The organism is Aliamphritea spongicola, assembly GCF_017051665.1.
GTDB classification, from domain to species: domain Bacteria; phylum Pseudomonadota; class Gammaproteobacteria; order Pseudomonadales; family Balneatricaceae; genus Amphritea; species Amphritea spongicola.
Genome location: NZ_JAFIDL010000002.1, coordinates 509,027 through 528,460, shown reverse-complemented (window position 1 = coordinate 528,460; position 19,434 = coordinate 509,027). Strand labels below are relative to the sequence as shown.

Sequence of the window (19,434 nt, the reverse complement as noted above, 5' to 3'; positions counted from 1 at the left end):
ACTAACTATCAGCTCGACTAGTAAGCCCCAGCGCATTAAACGCTTTCAGGCGATATATGCAGCACATTAAGCCTGTAACAGGCAAAAAAATACCCCGCAGCAGCGGGGTATTTTTTAGTACCGTCTCAGAGCCGTATCAGCTCTGCCAGTCAGTCACGTGTTTAATCTCCAGGAAGTCTTCCAGCCCCCAGACACCGCCTTCACGGCCATTACCTGACTGCTTGTAACCACCGAAAGGAGATGCGCCGGCAGCATCAATACCGTTTACCCGCACCATGCCACTGCGCAGTTTACGGGCAACGCGACGGGCTTTTTCCGGATCCTGAGTCTGAACATAGTTAGTCAGACCGTAATCGGTATCGTTGGCAATACGGATGGCTTCCTCTTCCGTATCAAACGGAATCATCGTCAGCACAGGACCAAACACTTCTTCCCGGGCAATGCGCATGTCATTGTTCACATCAGCAAAGATGGTTGGTTTAACAAAGTATCCCTGCTCCAGACCTTCCGGCTTACCGGTACCACCGGCGATCAGCCGCGCACCTTCATCGATACCGACCTGAATCAGCTCCTGAATCTTGTTGTACTGCATTTCACTGACCACCGGGCCAATGTGCTTACCCGGTAATGACGGATCTGCAATCTCAGTGGCAGCGGCCGCAGCAATCGCTTCTTCCACCGCCTGATCGTATACCGAACGCTCCACCAGCATCCGGGTCGGCGCGTTACAGGACTGCCCCGTGTTGTTAAAGCAATGGAAGGTACCGCGTTTCACCGCTTTGGCATCGGCATCAGCAAATACGATATTGGCCCCTTTTCCGCCCAGTTCCAGTGTCACCCGCTTCACAGTATCCGCCGCCGCTTTACTGATCAGCGCACCTGCTCTGGTGGAGCCGGTGAAAGACAGCATATCCACATCAGGATGGCCGGACAGCTGGCTGCCAACGCCGACACCGTCACCATTCACCATGTTGAAAACACCCGGCGGGAAGCCCGCAGCATCCACCATTTCTGCAAAGACAATGGAAGACAGCGGTGCCACTTCTGAAGGCTTAAGTACCACTGTACAGCCTACGGCCAGTGCAGGAATGACCTTCAGCGTGACCTGATTCATCGGCCAGTTCCAAGGCGTAATCATGCCGCACACACCAATCGGCTCGTGAATCAGCTGTTCGTTATTACCCAGTGATTTTTCAAACTCAAAGTTCTCAAACGCTTCGATAAAGCCTTCAATGTGTTCGCTGCCGGAACCGGCCTGCGCGCGGGTTGCCAGATCAATCGGCGCGCCCATTTCCATCGAAATCGCCGCCGCCATATCATCGTTACGCTTTTCGTATTCACGCAACAGTGCCTTGAGCAGATTCAGGCGTTCTTCTTTCGGAGTTTCCGACCAGCTGTCGAACGCCTGCCGCGCAGCCGCAACCGCCGCATCAGTATCCGCCTGGCTACCCAGAGAAATAACCGCACAGGGCTCGGCATTTGCAGGGTTGATTACCTCGCAGTCATTGGCCTGGCTCGGTGCCACCCAGGCTCCGTTGATGTAAAAATCGCGTTTATACAACATGGCAGATACTCCTATCGGGGTGTTGACCTGCACTCAGGCCCCCATCTTTTAATAATGATTGCCACAGATCATAGAGAAGCAACCTTCAACAGACAAGCCAAAAACACAAAATAATACGCCATTTACTGTTAATAATTTCAACAAACACAGCTTTTGAAGAAAATATTAATCACTTAAAAATTACTCAATATACCTTACTGAAGTGCTGCATTAGACTAAATAGGGTGATTTTCTGTCCTTACCCGGCAGTGCTATTATGCCCGGTATCACTGAATTTGAGAGGAATTAACATGTTCGTAATCATGGATATCATGGTGTCTCCGGGTGGCGTTGGCATATCCGTTTCACCGTACGTGGCACACTGCCAGAAAATTTTTCAGGAAGCAGGCCTGAGCCACCAGATGCACAGCTATGGCACTAACGTTGAAGGCGAGTGGGATGACGTTCTGGCCGCGGTTAAGCGTTGCCACGAAGATCTTCACGAGATGGGTGCAGTACGTATCACCAGCCACATGAAACTGGGTACCCGTACCGATAAAGCGCAGACTATTCAGGACAAAATCGACAGCGTTAACGAGAAGCTGTAAGACGTTCTGTCCTGTCAGAGTGACAGGTGATGCATATCAGGCGTCACCTGTTATTCACAGCTATTACTACTCTTTTGAATCCGGTTCGTCTTCCGGTTCATCTTCAGGCTTATAGAAAAAATAATCCTTCACACCGTAAAACAAACTGCCAAATCCGATCACAGCAATGATCAGCATGTTCTGCTTGTCATTCAGTTCCGGCAACAAGCCTGAACCGTCGCCAAAATACCCGTATCCCGCCAGAATCAGCAGAAAAATACCGATAGCAACGTTCTTAATACTTACTTGCTTGATGTCAGAGCTAAGCCAAAACATACAAATACTCCTCCGCTCACTTTATTGATAACTTCACTGCCTCTGGGTGTACGCAGTTTATCACGGGCCAGAGTAGCAGCTGCAGCATAGCCACAGTGTATAACTACCACCAAAGCGCTAAAAGTCAGCGCCAGCAAAGCAAACTGCGGAATATAAGCCGTCGCCGGATCAATAAATTGCGGAAACAGTGATAGAAAAAATACGATCGGTTTAGGGTTAAGGGCCGTTATCCCCAGACCTTCTGAAAACCGTTTTCTTACTGAATGACGCCGTCCGGCAGACAAATCCGCCACCTGACCACTGCTGCGCCACAGCTTAATACCCAGATAAATCAGATAAGCTGCCCCCAGATATTTAAGCACCGTAAACGCCAGTGCAGACGTGGTCAGCAACAAACCTAACCCGGCCGCCGACAATACGGCGATCAGCAACATGCCCAGCGCCACACCGGCGATCCCTGGCAAAGCGCCCCGGAAATCATACTGCAGTGTATTTTTCAGCGTCAGGACAATACCCGGCCCGGGACTGGCAATTACAGCCGCCGCAATGAGTATGAATAACAGGTAATTTTCCATCAGTTTCCGGCCTGATCCGTTTCAGTTCAGGCCATGATACGCCGCCTGTCAGCCAGGCGGCAACCATGGAAAAAGGAGGGTTTTATGCCGGATCAGTAGTCCGCATAGGTATTAAAGACGGACTGATCACCGTTGTTTTTAACAGCATAAACCCTGAAGTCATGCTTTTCGGCACCGTCCATATCCATCCCCGGGGTGCCGGAAACCATACCCGGCACAGTCAGCAGACGGATATCGTTATCGGTTTCCAGCATCCGTTTAATATCCTGAGCCGGAACATGTCCTTCTATGATTTTGCCGTTAATGGACGCCGTATGGCAGGAGGCCATATTTTGCGGCACACCAAAGGCCTTTTTCACCGCCGTCATTTCTGAATCGGTGATTTCCTTCACTTTGAAGTTATGGTCCTTCAGATGGTCTACCCAGGCTTTACAGCAACCGCAGGTAGTACTGCGATAAACCGTGATAGGATACGCCGTATTATCGTTACTTTCTTTCCAGAAAGGGTCCGCCGCCTGAGTCACAGCAGAGAAGGAAACACTCATTAAAACAGTTACAAAAAGCAGGGCTGCACGCTGGCCGGCCCGGAAAAAATTCTTCATCATCACTCCAGATCGGGTATGAAAATATACCGGATAATCTGTTACTGGGTACGACCACTCAGCTGATCAATGATCGGGCATTCAACGGATTCATCGCCCTGACACTGCTCAACAATCGGCAGTAAAGCATCGCGCATCGCTTCTAATGCTTCGATCTGCCCGGTGATCTTTTCAATATGCTCCAGTGCTTTACTCTTCACTTCTGCACTGGTGCGGTTGGGATCCTGAGCAAGGCGCAACAAATCACGGGCCTCTTCCAGCGAAAACCCAAGACTGCGGGTCCGTTTGATAAACCTCAGTTCATCAATATGTGCCGGCGAATAGGTCCGGTAACCGTTATCGGAACGCTCAGCCGGGGCAACAACACCCTGCTGTTCGTAATAACGAATCGTCTTCGCGCTAAGTCCGGTGGCCGCTGCGGCCTGAGAAATATTCATACATCAGTATCCACAAACAAAAAGTTAACAAGCTTATGTATGGATCTGTATGGGAGGATGATAGATGGGTTCAGCATACCGAAACTGATAGCTTGTCTGATAATCAACCCGCACAAATCCGGCCTTCGGCAACACCAGTACTGTGTTTCCCCCGATCTGTGGTGAGCACCCCGTACCCAGCGCACAGATGCTGTCACAGTAGTCTGCAGCTTCGTGCCCGCAGCCATCACAATCTGCCATCTCCATTGCCGCACCTGTCACAGGCACAGCAGCAGACACCGGCTGAGCCATTGCTATCCACTGACCCGTCAGGAATATCAGTGTCAGCAAAATCAGCAGCCAGTGGCGTCGTGATATAAAGCTGTTGTGTACGGATTTAATCATCTAAAAGCAATTTCAGTTATGCAGTTTCTTTTATAGACTCGTTGCTTCCGCCGCGAAAATCAAGGGGAAATTGCGTATTACCCTGCGGTTTTGATACAGCTCAATATCTGCCTTGACCTTCCCCCTGGGGGAAGCTTTACACTCCCTGAAAAAGATTCCATCAGTGTGTAATTCCGGAGCATTAACATGGCTACCACCCTTATCCTTGAAGGTGTCCGCTGTGCCGGCTGTGTCGGCAAAATAGAGCGGGGGCTGGCAGAAACACCTGGCGTCAGCCAGGCCAGGGTTAACTTCCCCCAGCGCCGTTTGCGTGTGGAAGGTGACATCAGCGAAGCAGATCTGATCCACGCGGTCGAAGACATCGGCTTTGGTGCCAAAGTAGATCAGAACAGCCCTGAGTATCGTGCCCAGTTGCAGCAACAGGAAGAGAATACTTACCGGCTGCGGCTGCGCAGTGCCGCACTGGCGCTGGCGTTAGGCCTGCCACTGATGCTGATTGGCTGGCTGACCGACAGCATGAATATCACCACTGTGCAGGATCAGATGATCTGGGCAGCAGTCGGCATGCTGACACTGGCTGTACTGGTGTTTCCCGGCCGGCACTTCTTTACCGGCGGCTGGAATGCCCTTAAACACCGCAGCGCTACTATGGACTCTCTGGTGGCGCTGGGCACCGGCAGCGCCTGGCTGTATTCAATGGCTGTGGTAATGTTTCCGGACCTGTTCCCTGACGGCTCCCGCCACGTTTACTTTGAAGCCTCCGCCATGATTATCGGCCTGATCAATCTGGGCAACGCGATCGAAATCCGTGGCCAGCGCCAGACTTCCAGCGCGGTAGAAAAACTGCTCAACCTGCAACCCAAGCAAGTCCGGCTGATCCGTGAAGGTTCCGCTCAGGAAGTACTCCTTGAAGAGGTTCAGGTGGGTGATCATATCCAGCTGCGCCCCGGCGAGCAGATTCCGGTGGACGCCCGGGTCGTGGAAGGTCAGAGCCTGGTAGATGAGTCCATGCTCAGCGGGGAGCCTGTTCCGGTCACTAAAACCACCGGCGATCAGGTGATTGCCGGTACGCTGAACCAAACCGGCAGCCTGCTGATCGAAGCAGAGAAAGTAGGGGCTGATACCGTCATCAGCAAGATCATAGATATGGTACAGCAGGCTCAGGCCAGCAAGCCGGAAATTGCCCGGCTGGCGGATAAAATCTCTGCGATTTTTGTGCCGGTAGTACTGGTCATCAGCGCAGTCACTGCTGCCATCTGGTACCTGTTCGGTCCGGAACCGCAGCTGACCTATATGCTGATTACAGCCACCACCGTACTGGTCATCGCCTGCCCCTGCGCGCTGGGACTGGCCACACCGATGGCTGTCATGCGGGGTATTGCCAAGGCTGCCGACTACGGCATCCTGATCCGTAACGCCAAAACACTGCAAAGCGCCGCCGGTATAGATACGGTGATGCTGGATAAAACCGGTACCCTGACAGAAGGTAAACCTCAGGTCACCCAGACCAGAGCCAGCGGCATCACCGACAGCCAGTTGCTGCAGTTTGCCGCTTCACTGGAACAGCATTCAGAACACCCGCTGGCAGCGGCTATCTGTCAGGCCAATACGGCAGAAGTACTGCCGGTGGAAAACTTCAGTGCCATTGTTGGCCGCGGTGTCACCGGCGAACAGTCTGGTCGCCAGCTGCATCTCGGTAATGAAGCCTATATGGAAACCCTGGGCATTGATCTGGCAGATATGTACAGCCTGACTCTGGGGATGGACAGCGCCCAGACACCGGTATTTCTTGCGGTTGACCAGCAGCTGGCCGGTATGATCAGTATCAGCGACCCGATCCGTGAAGACAGCCGTACTGCTGTTGCCCGTCTGCAAAGTCAGGGATTAAGAGTCATCATGCTGACCGGGGACAATCCTCAGACCGCGCAGGCAGTTGCTACCGCACTGAAGCTGGACGACTTCTATGCAGGTCTGATGCCCGCAGACAAAGCTGAACAGGTAGCAGAATTTCAGAAGATGGGCTGCAAAGTTGCCATGGCCGGTGACGGCATTAATGATGCGCCGGCCCTTGCCCGGGCAGATGTGGGTCTGGCCATCGGCCAGGGGACTGACATCGCCATCGAAAGCGCTGACATGGTATTGCTACACAGCTCTGTAGACAGTATCGCTGACGCGGTGGATATATCCCGTGCGACCCTGCTCAACATCAAACAGAACCTGTTTGCCGCATTCATGTACAACACCCTGGGTATTCCGGTCGCCGCCGGCGTGCTGTTCCCGTTTACCGGGATTCTGCTCAGCCCGGTGGTCGCCGGTGCCGCCATGGCCCTGTCATCCATCAGCGTTATCAGTAACGCCAACCGTTTACGGCTGTTTAAGCCCGGTAACTAAGCAAAGCTAACTGCCACCTTATTCCTTGCGGGGATAAGGTGGCAGCCAGATTCTTCTGGCATTTCTTCAGGCCCGGCATTCTTTCAGCCCAGCAATACCTCAGGAGTCTTCAGCCTTTCCCCAGGCAAACAAGGCTTCCGGCTGCTCATCAAGGGCCTGAATACGGCTACGTAACTGGTCTGCAAAATCCTGTGTGATCAAAGAACGGGGTTTGTTAGCCGGATAAATAATCCCCAACTTTAAGCAGACATCAGAATCAAAACGGCGAAACACCACCTTACCGGGCTGTGCATAAGAGCAATAACTGGCGGCGGATATCGGGTCCATAATACAAACCCCCAGCCCCCGTTCGATAAATCGCAGCGCAGGAATAAAGAACCGGGTCTGCAGGCGTACATTCATACGGTACCCCGAAGACTGAAATAACTGCTGCAGGGCATAATACGTGGAGTGGTCCGGGTGCAGGGTAATCATCGGTTCATCGTCCAGATGTTCCGGTGTAATCACCTCATGCACCGCCAGCGGATGATCTGCTGGCAAGGCACACAGACAAGACAGGGAAAACACTTCTTTATCGATCGCAGAATCCCGCTCGGTCAGCTCCGTCAGACCGATGTCATACTGGTCTGAAGCCACCCACTCACGCACCCCTTCTGATGTCCGGGTTTGCAGAGAAGCCTGAATCTTCGGGTGCTCTTCAAGAAAGTCGGCAACCAGATCCGGTACAAAGAAGTTAGACGGTCCTGGCATACAACCAATCCGGAGGAACCCGTACTGCTTATTCTGAATATCCTGCAGGGTCTGGCTGACGTCATTGATACGTGAAAAGATCGCCTCAATCTCGGCGTATAAGTAATTCGCTTCCGGCGTCGGATACAGCCGCTTCTTGCGGCGCTCAAACAGCTGAAAACCAATCTGCTTCTCCAGTGAGCTGATCACCATGCTGACCGCCGGCTGGGTCCGGTAAAGCTGCTTAGCTGCCTGAGAGACTGAGCCGGTGAGCATCACCGCACGAAAAGATTCCATCTGGTTAAGGTTCATAGTCTCTCCTCAGAAGTGCACTGAACTGATCCGGCCATCAACAGGCACAGCACGTTATTAACAGCAAATGACATTTACAAAATATCAGTTTATCTGATGAATATTGGCAAAAACAGTCTGAAAGTAATGACTCTCAAATACAGAAGCAACCGTTTATCCAACGCATTCCGTAAAGATAAACACAGCAGAACCAACCAAAAGAACAAATAAAAAACTGAAAAAGATTAAAAGCAGAAAAAGAAGGGAATAAAACAGGCTTTTACAGAAGTATCCGGCAGCCTGTCAGGCTGCCGGAGTAAGTGCTATGGCTTACTTCTTCACCTTAGCAGCAGCGTCTTTCATGATGTCGTAAGTCACTTTCATATCAGCAACCCACTCAGGACCATATCGGAAATCAACCACTGCGCCGATGTTCTCGTAGCTCTGCAGTACTTTTGGATCAGTCATTACTTTAGCTGTAGCAGCTTTCAGTTTTGTAATTACTTCTTCCGGTACACCTTTTGGCGCAAATACACCGGACCAACCTTCGAAGCTGCCCTTGATACCGTAGTCTGCGAACGTCGGTACGCCCGGGAAAGCATCCATCTTCTGGTTCATAACCAGTGCACGGGCACGGTCACCCTTAACATGAGGACCGAATGCCGGCGGGAAAGAAACTGCAGAATCGATGTGACCACCAACTACAGATACCATGGATGCAGCAGCGCCTTTCGCGTGAACGTACTTAACGCTGTAACCGGCCTGGTCAGCAATGATGTTTGCCAGAATGGTTCCGGAAGATGAAGCACCCCAAGAACCCTGAGTCAGCTTGTTGGCTTTAGCACCGGCAACGAACTCATCAAAGTTGGTGTAAGGGCTGTCTTTTGATACCACAACCGCCAGCGGTACAGCAGTCATCTTAACGATCGGCTCAAAGCTGTCGAAGTCATAAGGTGTCTTGCTGAAGTTAGGCGTTACCAGCATGTTACCCAGACCGGCATTGATCAGGGTGTAACCGTCGTTCTTGGAGTTAGCAACGAAAGAGGTACCAACCACACCGCCGCCACCAGCTTTGTTGATAACAACAACTGGTACACCCAGCTCTTTCTCAACAGCATCTGCCCAGATACGGGTTGTCAGGTCGGAATCACCACCTGCACCGTAAGGCACGATTACGTTGATCGGTTTTTCAGGATACTCCGCCATCGCACCTGCAGAGAAAGAAACCGCTAAAGCACCGGCCAAGGCTAACAAGGTTTTTTGGGTATTTTTCATACTTTATTTCCTAGCTTTATTTTTATTTAAGTTATGTTTATCCGCACCGGACTGCCCTTAGCTTTAGTCGGTGTGAAGTTTGGGGGTTCATAATTCCGGCTATACAGCTTTTTCCTGTGGTGCTCTGGCAGCCTTATTACGCATCCGAATACTCGAATAAACGAAGAAAGCTGACAGGGCGATAAATACCCAGGAGAAAGGTGAAGCAAAGAATAAGTGGTAGTCAGTACCGACAATCGCCAGTGCCTGATCCAGGTTCTGTTCAAGGAACGGCGTCAGAATGAAGCCGATAATGAACACCGCCGGATTCAGCCCGAATACCCGCATGGAGTAGCCCATGATGGTGAAGGCAATCAGGATCAGAATGTCATTCATATTCTGGCCTGCGGTAAAGGCGCCGGTGAAAGCAAACACTGTCACACAGGGGAATATGTAATAACGGCGCAGTGAGGCAACCTTCACAAAGAATCGGAAGCCTAACTTGGCAATCCCCAGCAGGAACAGATCAGTGATCAGGAAGCCTGCGAAGATCGCATAAATGGTTTCTGTGTGCTCAAAGAAGATTAACGGACCCGGTGTTAAACCGTGGATCAGGAACGCCCCCATCAGCAGAGCTGCCACATCATCACCGGGAATACTCAGGGTCAGCATCGGAATCATACTGGAGCCACATACCGCGTTATTGGCAGACTCCGCCGCAGCGATACCTTCTACAGAACCTTTACCGTATTCCTCCGGTTTTTTCGAAGTACGCTTGGCTTCACCGTAAGCAATAAAAGCAGCGGTACTGGAACCCAGACCCGGTAATGCACCGATGAATGTACCGATACCACTGGACTTCAGAATCGTACGGAAGACAGAACGGAACTCCTTAAAGCTGATGCGGTTATCTTCCGGCTTGGGAGAGTGGGTAATCATCATTTCATGATGCGGCACCCTCCGCCGGCGAATTACATTGATCACTTCCGGCATTACCAGAATACCGATCAGCATTGGCGTGAACGTGAAGCCTGCCATCAGTTCGGTATAGCCAAATGTAAAGCGGGACGCGCCGGTGATCGTCGACATACCCACCATCGCAAACAGCATACCTAAGCAGCAGGACAGCAAACCACGGGGAATGGATTCACCCGCCAGCGTGCCGATAACCGTAAAGGCAAACAGCAGCAGGAAGACTTTTTCAATCGGCCCCGCCTGCAACGAGATTGCCGAAATCGGCGCCGCCACAAGGATCAGAACCAGCGTCGCCAGCATCTCACCGGAAACAGAAGAGAACAGCGAAATATCCAGCGCTTTACCGGCTTTACCGGCTTTGGTCAGCGCGTTACCGTCAACCGCGGTTAAAAAGGACGCAGCAGCCCCCGGTGTATTAATCAGAATGGCTGAAATAGATCCGCCATAGATACCGGCCTTATACACCGCCAGCAGCATCGTGATACCGATAATAGGATCAACATAAAACGTCAGCGGCAGAATAATGGCGATGGCCATGATGCCGGAAATACCCGGAATTGCGCCGAAAATAATACCGATGATGACACCGGCAATAATACCGAGGATCGGGCCAACAGAAAGAATTGCACCAAAGCCACTTAAAATATTATCAAACATTACTACACCCCTTACTTACAGTGACCAGGTGGGCAGAAACACCCGCAGGAAGTGACTGGAACCATAAAAAATCAGGATCGGTGTAATCACCGAAACAGCCGTTATTGGTATCCAGTTACGGCCACCCAGCAGCAGCGCAACACTGAACATTACAAAAGGCGTAGTAACCAGGAAGCCTAAAACAGGCACCAGCAACCAGTAGGCAATGAAAATACCGATGTAGATAAAGATGCCGCCATAACCGTTCGTGACAATGAGTTCTTTATCTTCCATCTCTTTGCGCTGTAGTAGCTTTTTAAGAGACTCAATACCGATGGTGGCGGAGAAAATTATGATCAGTACCGCAACAATGCGGGGCAGGAACATCGAACCTAAATCAGTTTCGGCGCCACCTTCCACCAGCTGATCACTGGTAAGTATGATCAGGGAAATAATAATGAGCACGGTCGCAAGTACGACATCGACTTTACGTCTGTCCATTGGTCCTCCGAATTTTTATTGTTATATGCCTCGGTATTTTTAAGGACGGGCATTTATTTAATTATTGGCGCTTTTCTGACATCTGCTGCGTTGTTGTAAATCTCTCAGTAACAGCAGACTGATGGGCAACAAACCCTGAAATCCTGTTTTATATATTCCCTGGTGACAGTGCGCGATTATTAACCAGTCTAATTCAACCGTTCATAGATACAAATCGAAAATATATTTGATTATATAAATTCTGCTTATGTTTTTATTCAAGACAGAATTAACCTGTTTCATTCGGCTTATACAAGCCGGAAGCCCCGCATAAACGGCCACAACCGCCGGTATCCGACACATATTCAGCACCAGATTGCCGGCTTCCTGACCGCAAATACAGCCATCAGCTTTACCCCTGATAAGCGGCACAGTCCGAATTCGGTCACATTATAAAAACATAAATAAATCTGATGAAATCTTAAAAAAATACGATTTGCGATTATAAAGATTGCCGCAAATAATAAGTTCGTGAAGGTTTGGGCCCGAATAAAAGCAGGCCAAAAATAACAATAAGTGCAAAACCAAAACGCTAAATTTCAGATGCCGGTATATCCATTCCCACTTAAATTTAAGTCGTGATTTCCCTTGCCCTTGTCATTTTAAAACCTTAAGTGTCCACCTGAGCCCGGGGTTTCCCGCCAATGCATTACAGGTGTTCACTGCCAATGCTCACTGCAGACCATCAAACTTTTTCACAGGTAATCTGCAGCGGGTTAACTCCAAAGACGATAAGAATATTTAGGGCCTGTTTTCAGCGGGTTACGTGATTATGCAAGATTCTCAGATTGGCATTATTGGCGCCGGTGTCGTGGGTTTATCGACGGCACTATGGCTGCAAAAAGCAGGTTATCAGGTCACCCTTATCGACAAAGACCTGCCGGGCATGGGCGCATCTTTTGGTAACGCCGGCCTGTTTGCCGACTATGCACGTTTACCCTTCGCCCGCTTTTCCATGATGCGGAAAATGCCGGGGCTGTTAATGGACAGCTCCAGCCCGCTTTCAATGCATAGCAACTATATTCCTAAACTGCTCCCCTACGGCTGGCGGTTTTTCAAAGCCTGTTTCGCAGACAATTACGCCAAAGGCAAAGTCGCTTTATCCCAGTTACACCAGCACACCGTAGAGGCCGATAAAACCGTGCTCAAAATCAGTGGCGCGCATGATCTGGTCAAGGCACAGGGCTGTTTGGGACTGTTTGCTGATCAGCAGGACTTTGAGAATGCACAGCAGGGAGACCTGCTTGAACGCCGCCAGCAAGGGGTTAACCTTGAATTTCTGAACGCCGGTCAGGTAGCAGATCTGGAACCGGATCTGGCGGCCTTTCATGCCGGCGGTGTTTTCTATCCGGATACCCGGTTTACCGTCAGCCCGCTGGGGCTGTGCCGCCGATATGCAGAACACTTCACCAATAACGGCGGTAAAATCCTCCGCGATCAGGCCTTATCCGTTACACCAAAGATTCCCGGCGTCAGTGTAAAGCTGACGGATGAAACCCTTGATTTCGACCATCTGGTTATTTGCGCCGGCGTGGCATCCAAAGAACTGTTAACACCGCTGGGCGTTAAAATGCCTATGGTCAGCGAGCGGGGGTATCACCTGACGCTGGATCTTGGTGAAAAACAACTGCAGCGTCCTGTCGGCTGGTTAGACAAATCCGTATTTCTGACACCGATGTCCGGTGGTGTCCGGCTCGCCGGTACCGCTGAGTTTGCGGCAGCGGATGCACCGCTGGATGAATCCAAAGCACAGACGATGCTGGAACATGCCAAAGTCATGCTCGGTGAAACGCCACACATCACATCAACCTGGGTCGGCAGCCGGCCTTCAACACCGGACTCATTGCCGGTCATCGGCCCGCTGAAACGTTATCCTCAGATCAGCCTGGGCTTCGGCCACGGCCATCTGGGGCTGACCTTCGGTGCCGTCACCGGTCAGCTGATATCCTGTGCGATACAGGGCGAACCCGGTGGTGTGGACCTGGAAGCTTTTGCACCTGAGCGCTTCAGCTGACACAGGTATAACGGTTATTCGCCGGTTATCACGAACATTGTTTACACTTTATTCCGTATAAACCCATTAACAAAAAGGTATCACTATGATTTTACAGGGTGGCTATAACATCTGTGACGTTCCTGTCGGAGTCATCTCCCTGGAATCTTACTTCCCTAAACCAAACGGGCACATTAAACACCCTGCCTGTTTTGACTTCCCAATTCTGTATAAAACCGTTAAAGGCGCAACCATTGACCGCCTGATCCGCGAGCGGGACCCGGAACTGCTGAAGCCTTTTATTGATGCGGCTAAAGAGCTGGAAAGCGAAGGCGTGAAAGCCATTACCGGCAGCTGCGGCTTTTTAGCACTGCACCAGAAAGCCCTGGCGGACGCCGTTGGCATTCCGGTCTTTATGTCCAGCCTGATTCAGGTACCCCTGGTATCACGCATGCTCAGATCCGACCAGAAAGTCGGCGTGGTTGTGGCGAATAGCGAAGCCCTGACAGCCGATCATTTAACCGGTGTCGGTATTGCTGATGAACCGATTGTGGTTGCAGGTATGCAGGATCAGAAACAGTTCAGCGACGTGATCCTTCAGGCAAAATACAATGATCTTGATATGGCGCTGTTCGAACAGGAACTGTGCACCGTCGTTGAAAACATGCTGAACAACAATCCGGAAGTGGGCTCAATTGTGCTGGAATGTACCGACCTGTCGCATTTCGCGCCAGCCCTGCAGAAGCGCTTTGCACTGCCGGTATTCGACCTGACCAGCCTGACCCGGATGGTTGCTGCAACCGTTAACCGGACCATTGCCTGACAGCGTCCTCCCTTATGCTTCAAGTATTAAGAGCAGTCCATCTGCTCTTTTTTTTGGCAAAAAAAAACCTCTGCCCAAACCGGGAGAGGTTTATTACACATGTTAATACACAAGGTAAAAAAGTTGGCAACGTATCCCTACGCTGCCTGAGCCAAAACTGGTCTCGAAGAAAGCGCGGCCAATGGGTTTTGTCACGCTTTCCTCACAAGCTTTTTTCAAGCTTACATGTTTGGATAGTTAGGACCGCCGCCCCCTTCAGGGGTTACCCAGGTAATGTTCTGGGCAGGGTCTTTAATGTCACAGGTCTTACAGTGAACGCAGTTCTGCGAGTTGATCTGGAAGCGCTGTGAGCCATCATCGTCTTCAACAATTTCGTAAACACCCGCCGGACAGAAACGCTGTGCAGGTTCTGCAAACTTCTGCAGGTTAGACGTCATCGGAATAGACGCATCTGTCAGTTTCAGGTGGCACGGCTGATTTTCTTCGTGGTTTGTGAACGACAAGAACACAGAAGAAGACTTATCAAAGCTGATCACACCGTCCGGCTTCGGATATTCAATCACCGGGCACTCGCTGGCCAGCTTCATTTCAGCATAATCAGGCTTGTCATCGTGCAGGGTAACCGGAATGCTAAACAGGTTCTGATCGATGAAGTTGAATGCACCGCCCAGAATCGTACCGAACTTGTGCATTGCAGGGCCGAAGTTACGGCTCTTGTACAGTTCTTCATACAGCCATGAATCGTTGAAGTTCTCAGCGTAAGCAGTCAGATCACGACCGCCTTCATCACCGGCGCTCAGGGCATCAAACAGCGTTTCAGCAGCAATCATGCCGGACTTCATTGCAGTGTGCGTACCCTTGATCTTGGAGAAGTTCAGAGTACCGGCATCACAACCCAGCAGCAGTGCGCCAGGCATAGTCATTTTCGGCAGGGAGTTCAGGCCACCCTTAGCAATCGCACGGGCACCGTAAGAAACACGGGTACCGCCTTCCAGATACTGTTTCAGTTCCGGATGGTGTTTCATGCGCTGGAACTCATCGAACGGGCTCAGGTGCGGGTTCGAGTAGTTCAGGTCGGTAATCAGACCCACAACCACCTGATTGTTATCAGTGTGGTACAGGAAGAAACCGCCGCTGGCGTCAGTCAGTGGCCAGCCGGCACCGTGTACAACCAGACCTGGCTGGTGTTTAGCCGGATCGATGTCCCACAGTTCTTTAATACCGATACCGTAGTGCTGGGCATCTTTACCTTCGTCCAGGTTGAACTTGGCAATCAGTTCTTTACCCAGGTGACCGCGACAACCTTCAGTGAAGATGGTGTACTTGGCCAGCAGGTCCATACCCGGCATGTAAGAATCTTTCTGACCGCCGTCTGCGTCGATACCCATATCACCGGTACCGATACCGGCAACACGGCCGTCATCACCGTAAATTACGTTTGCAGCAGGGAAGCCCGGGAATACTTCAACACCCAGCTGTTCAGCCTGCTCACCCAACCAGCGGCAAAGGTTACCAACGCTGGCAATGTAGTTGCCTTCGTTGTGCATGGTTTTAGGAACCAGTGCGTTTGGAATTTTCTTCGCGTTTTCAGCATCTTTCAGCATGAAAATCTGGTCTTCAGTCACCGCGGTGTTCAGCGGGGCGCCCTGCTCTTTCCAGTCCGGGAACAGTTCATTCAGTGCGCGGGGTTCAACCACCGCACCGGACAGGATATGTGCACCGACTTCGGAACCTTTCTCGACCACACAGACGGTCAGTTCCTGCTCTTTCTCGTTGGCCAGTTGCATCAGTCGACATGCGGTAGACAGACCTGCAGGTCCGGCACCGACGATGACGACATCAAATTCCATGGATTCGCGTTCCATTACTCACTACCTCTATTAAGCTGGTTGGCTCTTTTATTGTTTATTATTGCTGCCCGAAAAAGGCTTTATCCACAGGGATATAGCCCGCATTCGGGAAAGCGGTATTATTTACGACTTTTCACTCTTGGGTACATACTAAAAACGACATATCGTAGCCGCAATAAGACCAGTGTCCAATATTTAGCCAAATGCGTCGTCAAAGGTCGCGTTTTAACACTCGATTACGTTAACCGCCAGACCACCCTGCGAAGTTTCTTTATATTTACTCTGCATATCGGCGCCGGTATCCCGCATCGTCTTGATTACTTTATCAAGGCTGACGAAGTGTTCACCATCACCATTCAGGGCTATACGGCTGGCGTTAATCGCTTTGATGGAGGCCATCGCGTTACGCTCGATACAGGGCACCTGTACCAGACCGGCAATCGGGTCACAGGTCAGACCCAGATTATGTTCCATGCCAATTTCTGCTGCGTTTTCAATCTGCTCAGGGGTACCGCCGGATACCGCCGCCAGACCGGCCGCCGCCATTGCACAGGCAGAACCTACCTCGCCCTGACAGCCTACCTCAGCACCGGAGATAGACGCATTGCGCTTACACAGCATCCCCACCGCTGCAGCGGTCAGCATGAAGCGCACCACACCGCTCTCACTGCCGGAATAATAGAAACGCATATAATAGTGCAGCACTGCCGGCACAATACCTGCCGCACCGTTAGTCGGAGCTGTTACAACCCGGCCACCGGCGGCATTTTCTTCATTCACTGCCAGGGCGTACAGATTCACCCAGTCCAGCGCAGACAGCGGATCACGCAGGGCAGCTTCAGGGCGCCCCATCAGCTTTTTATACAGCTCAGGGGCACGGCGTTTAACGTTCAGGCCACCGGGCAGTGTGCCGTCGATATCGCAGCCACGCTGCACACAGGCCTGCATTACATGCCAGATATCCAGTAAGCCCTGACGGACCTCTTCAGCACTGCGATGTACAGTCTCGTTAGCCATCATAATTTCGCTGATGGACAGACCACTGGCGTTACAGTGACCTAATAACTGTTCCATGGTTTCGAACGGGTATGGCAGCACCGTATCGTCATCGTCATGAACCGCCTGTTCTGCCGACTCAATTTCATCTTCATCCACTACGAAACCGCCGCCAACCGAGAAATACTCCCGGGTATACAGACAGATACCGGCTGCGTCTCGGGCACTGAAACGCATGCCGTTCGGATGCTGTGGCAGAGGGGCAAAGATGTATAGCAGGTCATCGTCTTCGACAAAACTGATCTCATGCTCACCGTCCAGCGACAGCTTCGCCTGCTGCTTAATCTCATCCAGCCGGGGCTGCATATACGCAGGATCAATTGTCTCCGGTGCCTGACCTTCCAGACCCAGAATGACTGCCGGCCCGGAGCCGTGGCCCACGCCGGTCGCGCCGAGTGAACCGAACAGTTCAATTTTCACACCGCTGACCTGTTGCAGGCAGCCGCGTTCACGCAGCTTAGCCACAAAGTCCAGTGCCGCACGCATTGGCCCCACAGTATGTGAACTGGACGGTCCGATACCAATTTTAAACAGATCAAAAACGCTGATATTCATCTTTTTGCCCTCCGGTATTCAGGCCCTCACCGCCTGAATACCCTGCCCGTAAGTGGCTTATCGCTTAGCGGTAAACCGGATGTTCTGCGCACAGCGCCAGAACTTTATTTTTTACATCATCGATAACGGCCTGGTTATCCATGTCTTCCAGTACATCGCAGATCCAGCCGGTCAGTTGACGGCAATCATCAACATTGAAGCCGCGGCTGGTAACCGCCGGTGTACCGATCCGCAGACCGCTGGTAACAAACGGAGACTGAGGATCATTCGGTACCGAGTTTTTATTCACGGTAATGTTGGCCCGGCCCAGTGCAGCATCGGCGTCTTTACCGGTAATGCCCTGCTTGATCAGACTTAATAAGAATAGATGATCATCGGTGCCGCCGGAGACAACATCGTAACCACGCTCGATGAAAACCTCAGCCATTGCCCGGGCGTTATCCAGAACCTGCTGCTGATAATCCTTGAATTCAGGGGCCAGTGCTTCTTTGAATGCGACGGCTTTAGCAGCGATGATGTGCATCAGCGGGCCACCCTGGCCACCCGGGAATACCGCACCGTTCAGCTTCTTCTCAATCTCCGCGTTCTCGCGGGCAATGATCAGACCGCCGCGCGGGCCACGCAGGGTTTTGTGGGTCGTGGTAGTGACAACATCCGCCACCGGTACCGGGTTCGGGTACAGACCCGCCGCAACCAGACCGGCCACGTGTGCCATATCCACAAACAGGTAAGCACCTACCGCATCGGCGATGTCACGGAACTTCTGCCAGTCAATAATCCGGGAGTAAGCGGAGAAACCTGCCACGATCATCTTTGGCTGATGTTCTTTCGCCAGACGCTCAACTTCTGCGTAATCGATCTCGCCGGCATCGTTCAGACCATACTGAACCGCGTTATAGATCTTGCCGGAGAAGCTCACTTTAGAACCGTGAGTCAGGTGACCACCGTGGGCCAGACTCATGCCCAGAACCGTATCACCCGGTTCACACAGCGCCATGTAGACAGCAGAGTTCGCCTGGGAACCGGAGTGCGGCTGTACGTTCGCGTAATCGGCACCGAACAGCGCTTTGGCACGGTCAATCGCCAGCTGTTCAACCACATCAACGTGCTCACAGCCACCGTAGTAACGCTTACCCGGATAACCTTCCGCGTACTTGTTGGTTAGGCCGGAACCCTGGGCCTGCATAACCAGCGGGCTGGTGTAGTTTTCAGATGCAATCAGCTCAACGTGCTCTTCCTGACGGGCTTCTTCAGCCTGCATTGCGGTCCACAGCTCTGCATCAAACGCGTCGATACGGTCTTGTTTATTAAACATATTCTTCTTACCTCTTGCCGATAAACAGACACCGGCAACTAAACGAGCCCGGCAAAACCGGGCCCGGAATCAATTCAAAAAAAGGGATTACTTCAGTGACGCAAGAAACGCGTCCACACCGGCCTGGGAAACGATTTCATCCTGATCCGGGGTGCCGGAACTGCAGCCCACACCGCCAACAATGTGCTCACCGGCAAAAATCGGTACACCGCCGGCAACAATGGAAAAACGGCCCTGGTTACTGGTATTGATACCGAACGCAGGTTTACCCGGCACACTTACTTCACCGTATTCACGGGTGGATTTACGGGCGGCGGAGGCGGTAAAAGACTTACCCATAGAAATATCGATACTGGTGATGCGGGCATTATCCATGCGCTGGAACATCAGCAGGTTGCCACTGTCATCAGTGATGGCAATATCCATATCAACGTTAATTTCTTCTGCTTTTGCAACGCAGGCTTGCATGATCAGTTGCGCATCTTGCAACGTCAGCTTCGGCATCATTCTCATTTGATTCACCATTTAAGTTTGTTTGAAAAACATCATAGCCGGGTTTTGA

18 protein-coding genes are annotated in these 19,434 nt (G+C 51.5%); 4 read left to right on the top strand and 14 right to left on the bottom strand.

Going from position 1 to position 19,434, the window contains the following annotated elements; all coding sequences use genetic code 11:
* Positions 1 to 136: 136 nt before the first annotated feature.
* On the bottom strand, positions 137 to 1,564 hold the full coding sequence (locus tag JYB63_RS08980; RefSeq protein WP_205657522.1) for an aldehyde dehydrogenase family protein: 1,428 nt from the start codon (positions 1,562 to 1,564) through the stop codon (positions 137 to 139).
* Between the two features lie 290 nt (positions 1,565 to 1,854).
* Between JYB63_RS08980 and JYB63_RS08975 the strand changes: the two genes are divergently transcribed.
* Positions 1,855 to 2,151, top strand: a complete 297-nt coding sequence (locus JYB63_RS08975; RefSeq protein WP_205657521.1) for an MTH1187 family thiamine-binding protein — start codon at positions 1,855 to 1,857, stop codon at positions 2,149 to 2,151.
* Between the two features lie 66 nt (positions 2,152 to 2,217).
* Here the strand turns inward: JYB63_RS08975 and JYB63_RS08970 are convergent, their stop codons facing one another.
* The 5 genes from JYB63_RS08970 to JYB63_RS08950 all read right to left on the bottom strand — a co-directional run bounded on the left by JYB63_RS08970 (position 2,218) and on the right by JYB63_RS08950 (position 4,464).
* Positions 2,218 to 2,466: a hypothetical protein gene (locus JYB63_RS08970; RefSeq protein WP_205657520.1), complete on the bottom strand. Its 249-nt coding sequence runs from the start codon at positions 2,464 to 2,466 to the stop codon at positions 2,218 to 2,220.
* Positions 2,433 to 3,041, bottom strand: a complete 609-nt coding sequence (locus tag JYB63_RS08965) for a LysE family translocator (protein WP_205657519.1) — start codon at positions 3,039 to 3,041, stop codon at positions 2,433 to 2,435. Before JYB63_RS08965 ends, JYB63_RS08970 begins: the two co-directional genes overlap by 34 nt.
* Before the next feature lie 92 nt (positions 3,042 to 3,133).
* Positions 3,134 to 3,643, bottom strand: coding sequence for a DUF411 domain-containing protein (locus JYB63_RS08960; RefSeq protein ID WP_205657518.1), 510 nt, complete (start codon positions 3,641 to 3,643; stop codon positions 3,134 to 3,136).
* A gap of 41 nt (positions 3,644 to 3,684) precedes the next feature.
* Positions 3,685 to 4,080 carry a Cu(I)-responsive transcriptional regulator gene (gene cueR / locus JYB63_RS08955; protein ID WP_205657517.1) on the bottom strand — a complete coding sequence of 132 codons (396 nt, stop codon included), beginning with the start codon at positions 4,078 to 4,080 and terminating at the stop codon, positions 3,685 to 3,687.
* Positions 4,081 to 4,113: 33 nt separating this feature from the next.
* Entirely contained in the window at positions 4,114 to 4,464 is a 351-nt protein-coding gene (locus JYB63_RS08950; protein WP_205657516.1) for a hypothetical protein, read from the bottom strand.
* 186 nt (positions 4,465 to 4,650) lie between these two features.
* Here JYB63_RS08950 and JYB63_RS08945 point away from each other — a divergent pair, with 186 nt between their 5' ends.
* A complete protein-coding gene (locus JYB63_RS08945) occupies positions 4,651 to 6,855 on the top strand; it encodes a heavy metal translocating P-type ATPase (protein WP_205657514.1) in 2,205 nt (734 codons plus the stop codon).
* Positions 6,856 to 6,954: 99 nt separating this feature from the next.
* Here JYB63_RS08945 and JYB63_RS08940 read toward each other — a convergent pair whose 3' ends face one another.
* From JYB63_RS08940 to JYB63_RS08925, 4 genes are all read right to left on the bottom strand, one after another.
* Positions 6,955 to 7,896: a LysR substrate-binding domain-containing protein gene (locus JYB63_RS08940; protein ID WP_205657513.1), complete on the bottom strand. Its 942-nt coding sequence runs from the start codon at positions 7,894 to 7,896 to the stop codon at positions 6,955 to 6,957.
* 309 nt (positions 7,897 to 8,205) lie between these two features.
* Positions 8,206 to 9,150, bottom strand: coding sequence for a Bug family tripartite tricarboxylate transporter substrate binding protein (locus JYB63_RS08935; RefSeq protein ID WP_205657512.1), 945 nt, complete (start codon positions 9,148 to 9,150; stop codon positions 8,206 to 8,208).
* Between the two features lie 99 nt (positions 9,151 to 9,249).
* Positions 9,250 to 10,761, bottom strand: coding sequence for a tripartite tricarboxylate transporter permease (locus JYB63_RS08930; protein WP_205657511.1), 1,512 nt, complete (start codon positions 10,759 to 10,761; stop codon positions 9,250 to 9,252).
* A gap of 15 nt (positions 10,762 to 10,776) precedes the next feature.
* On the bottom strand, positions 10,777 to 11,241 hold the full coding sequence (locus JYB63_RS08925) for a tripartite tricarboxylate transporter TctB family protein (protein ID WP_205657510.1): 465 nt from the start codon (positions 11,239 to 11,241) through the stop codon (positions 10,777 to 10,779).
* 811 nt (positions 11,242 to 12,052) lie between these two features.
* On the opposite strand from JYB63_RS08925, the gene JYB63_RS08920 reads away from it, so the two are divergent.
* Both JYB63_RS08920 and JYB63_RS08915 read left to right on the top strand, forming a co-directional pair.
* Entirely contained in the window at positions 12,053 to 13,294 is a 1,242-nt protein-coding gene (locus JYB63_RS08920; protein WP_205657509.1) for an NAD(P)/FAD-dependent oxidoreductase, read from the top strand.
* 85 nt (positions 13,295 to 13,379) lie between these two features.
* Positions 13,380 to 14,096: an aspartate/glutamate racemase family protein gene (locus JYB63_RS08915; protein WP_205657508.1), complete on the top strand. Its 717-nt coding sequence runs from the start codon at positions 13,380 to 13,382 to the stop codon at positions 14,094 to 14,096.
* 221 nt (positions 14,097 to 14,317) lie between these two features.
* On the opposite strand, the gene JYB63_RS08910 is transcribed toward JYB63_RS08915, so the two are convergent.
* The 4 genes from JYB63_RS08910 to JYB63_RS08895 form a co-directional block, all read right to left on the bottom strand.
* Positions 14,318 to 15,961 (bottom strand): electron transfer flavoprotein-ubiquinone oxidoreductase, encoded by a 1,644-nt coding sequence (locus JYB63_RS08910; RefSeq protein ID WP_205657507.1) that lies wholly within the window; start codon positions 15,959 to 15,961, stop codon positions 14,318 to 14,320.
* A 210-nt stretch (positions 15,962 to 16,171) separates the two neighbouring features.
* Positions 16,172 to 17,557 (bottom strand): L-serine ammonia-lyase, encoded by a 1,386-nt coding sequence (locus JYB63_RS08905; RefSeq protein ID WP_205657506.1) that lies wholly within the window; start codon positions 17,555 to 17,557, stop codon positions 16,172 to 16,174.
* A 64-nt stretch (positions 17,558 to 17,621) separates the two neighbouring features.
* Complete coding sequence (gene glyA / locus JYB63_RS08900; RefSeq protein WP_205657505.1) at positions 17,622 to 18,872, bottom strand: serine hydroxymethyltransferase; 1,251 nt, start codon at positions 18,870 to 18,872, stop codon at positions 17,622 to 17,624.
* 87 nt (positions 18,873 to 18,959) lie between these two features.
* The gene (locus JYB63_RS08895; protein WP_205657504.1) at positions 18,960 to 19,385 is read right to left on the bottom strand and encodes a GlcG/HbpS family heme-binding protein; all 426 of its coding nucleotides are present in this window, start codon (positions 19,383 to 19,385) and stop codon (positions 18,960 to 18,962) included.
* Between the last annotated feature and the right edge of the window lie 49 nt (positions 19,386 to 19,434).

What these genes read in the sequence shown, in the direction of transcription:
- JYB63_RS08980 (WP_205657522.1), bottom strand. Translation starts at nt 1,564, where the DNA reads ATGTTGTATAAACGCGATTTTTACATCAACGGAGCCTGGGTGGCACCG.
- JYB63_RS08975 (WP_205657521.1), top strand. Translation starts at nt 1,855, where the DNA reads ATGTTCGTAATCATGGATATCATGGTGTCTCCGGGTGGCGTTGGCATA.
- JYB63_RS08970 (WP_205657520.1), bottom strand. Translation starts at nt 2,466, where the DNA reads ATGTTTTGGCTTAGCTCTGACATCAAGCAAGTAAGTATTAAGAACGTT.
- JYB63_RS08965 (WP_205657519.1), bottom strand. Translation starts at nt 3,041, where the DNA reads ATGGAAAATTACCTGTTATTCATACTCATTGCGGCGGCTGTAATTGCC.
- JYB63_RS08960 (WP_205657518.1), bottom strand. Translation starts at nt 3,643, where the DNA reads ATGAAGAATTTTTTCCGGGCCGGCCAGCGTGCAGCCCTGCTTTTTGTA.
- cueR (WP_205657517.1), bottom strand. Translation starts at nt 4,080, where the DNA reads ATGAATATTTCTCAGGCCGCAGCGGCCACCGGACTTAGCGCGAAGACG.
- JYB63_RS08950 (WP_205657516.1), bottom strand. Translation starts at nt 4,464, where the DNA reads ATGATTAAATCCGTACACAACAGCTTTATATCACGACGCCACTGGCTG.
- JYB63_RS08945 (WP_205657514.1), top strand. Translation starts at nt 4,651, where the DNA reads ATGGCTACCACCCTTATCCTTGAAGGTGTCCGCTGTGCCGGCTGTGTC.
- JYB63_RS08940 (WP_205657513.1), bottom strand. Translation starts at nt 7,896, where the DNA reads ATGAACCTTAACCAGATGGAATCTTTTCGTGCGGTGATGCTCACCGGC.
- JYB63_RS08935 (WP_205657512.1), bottom strand. Translation starts at nt 9,150, where the DNA reads ATGAAAAATACCCAAAAAACCTTGTTAGCCTTGGCCGGTGCTTTAGCG.
- JYB63_RS08930 (WP_205657511.1), bottom strand. Translation starts at nt 10,761, where the DNA reads ATGTTTGATAATATTTTAAGTGGCTTTGGTGCAATTCTTTCTGTTGGC.
- JYB63_RS08925 (WP_205657510.1), bottom strand. Translation starts at nt 11,241, where the DNA reads ATGGACAGACGTAAAGTCGATGTCGTACTTGCGACCGTGCTCATTATT.
- JYB63_RS08920 (WP_205657509.1), top strand. Translation starts at nt 12,053, where the DNA reads ATGCAAGATTCTCAGATTGGCATTATTGGCGCCGGTGTCGTGGGTTTA.
- JYB63_RS08915 (WP_205657508.1), top strand. Translation starts at nt 13,380, where the DNA reads ATGATTTTACAGGGTGGCTATAACATCTGTGACGTTCCTGTCGGAGTC.
- JYB63_RS08910 (WP_205657507.1), bottom strand. Translation starts at nt 15,961, where the DNA reads ATGGAACGCGAATCCATGGAATTTGATGTCGTCATCGTCGGTGCCGGA.
- JYB63_RS08905 (WP_205657506.1), bottom strand. Translation starts at nt 17,557, where the DNA reads ATGAATATCAGCGTTTTTGATCTGTTTAAAATTGGTATCGGACCGTCC.
- glyA (WP_205657505.1), bottom strand. Translation starts at nt 18,872, where the DNA reads ATGTTTAATAAACAAGACCGTATCGACGCGTTTGATGCAGAGCTGTGG.
- JYB63_RS08895 (WP_205657504.1), bottom strand. Translation starts at nt 19,385, where the DNA reads ATGAGAATGATGCCGAAGCTGACGTTGCAAGATGCGCAACTGATCATG.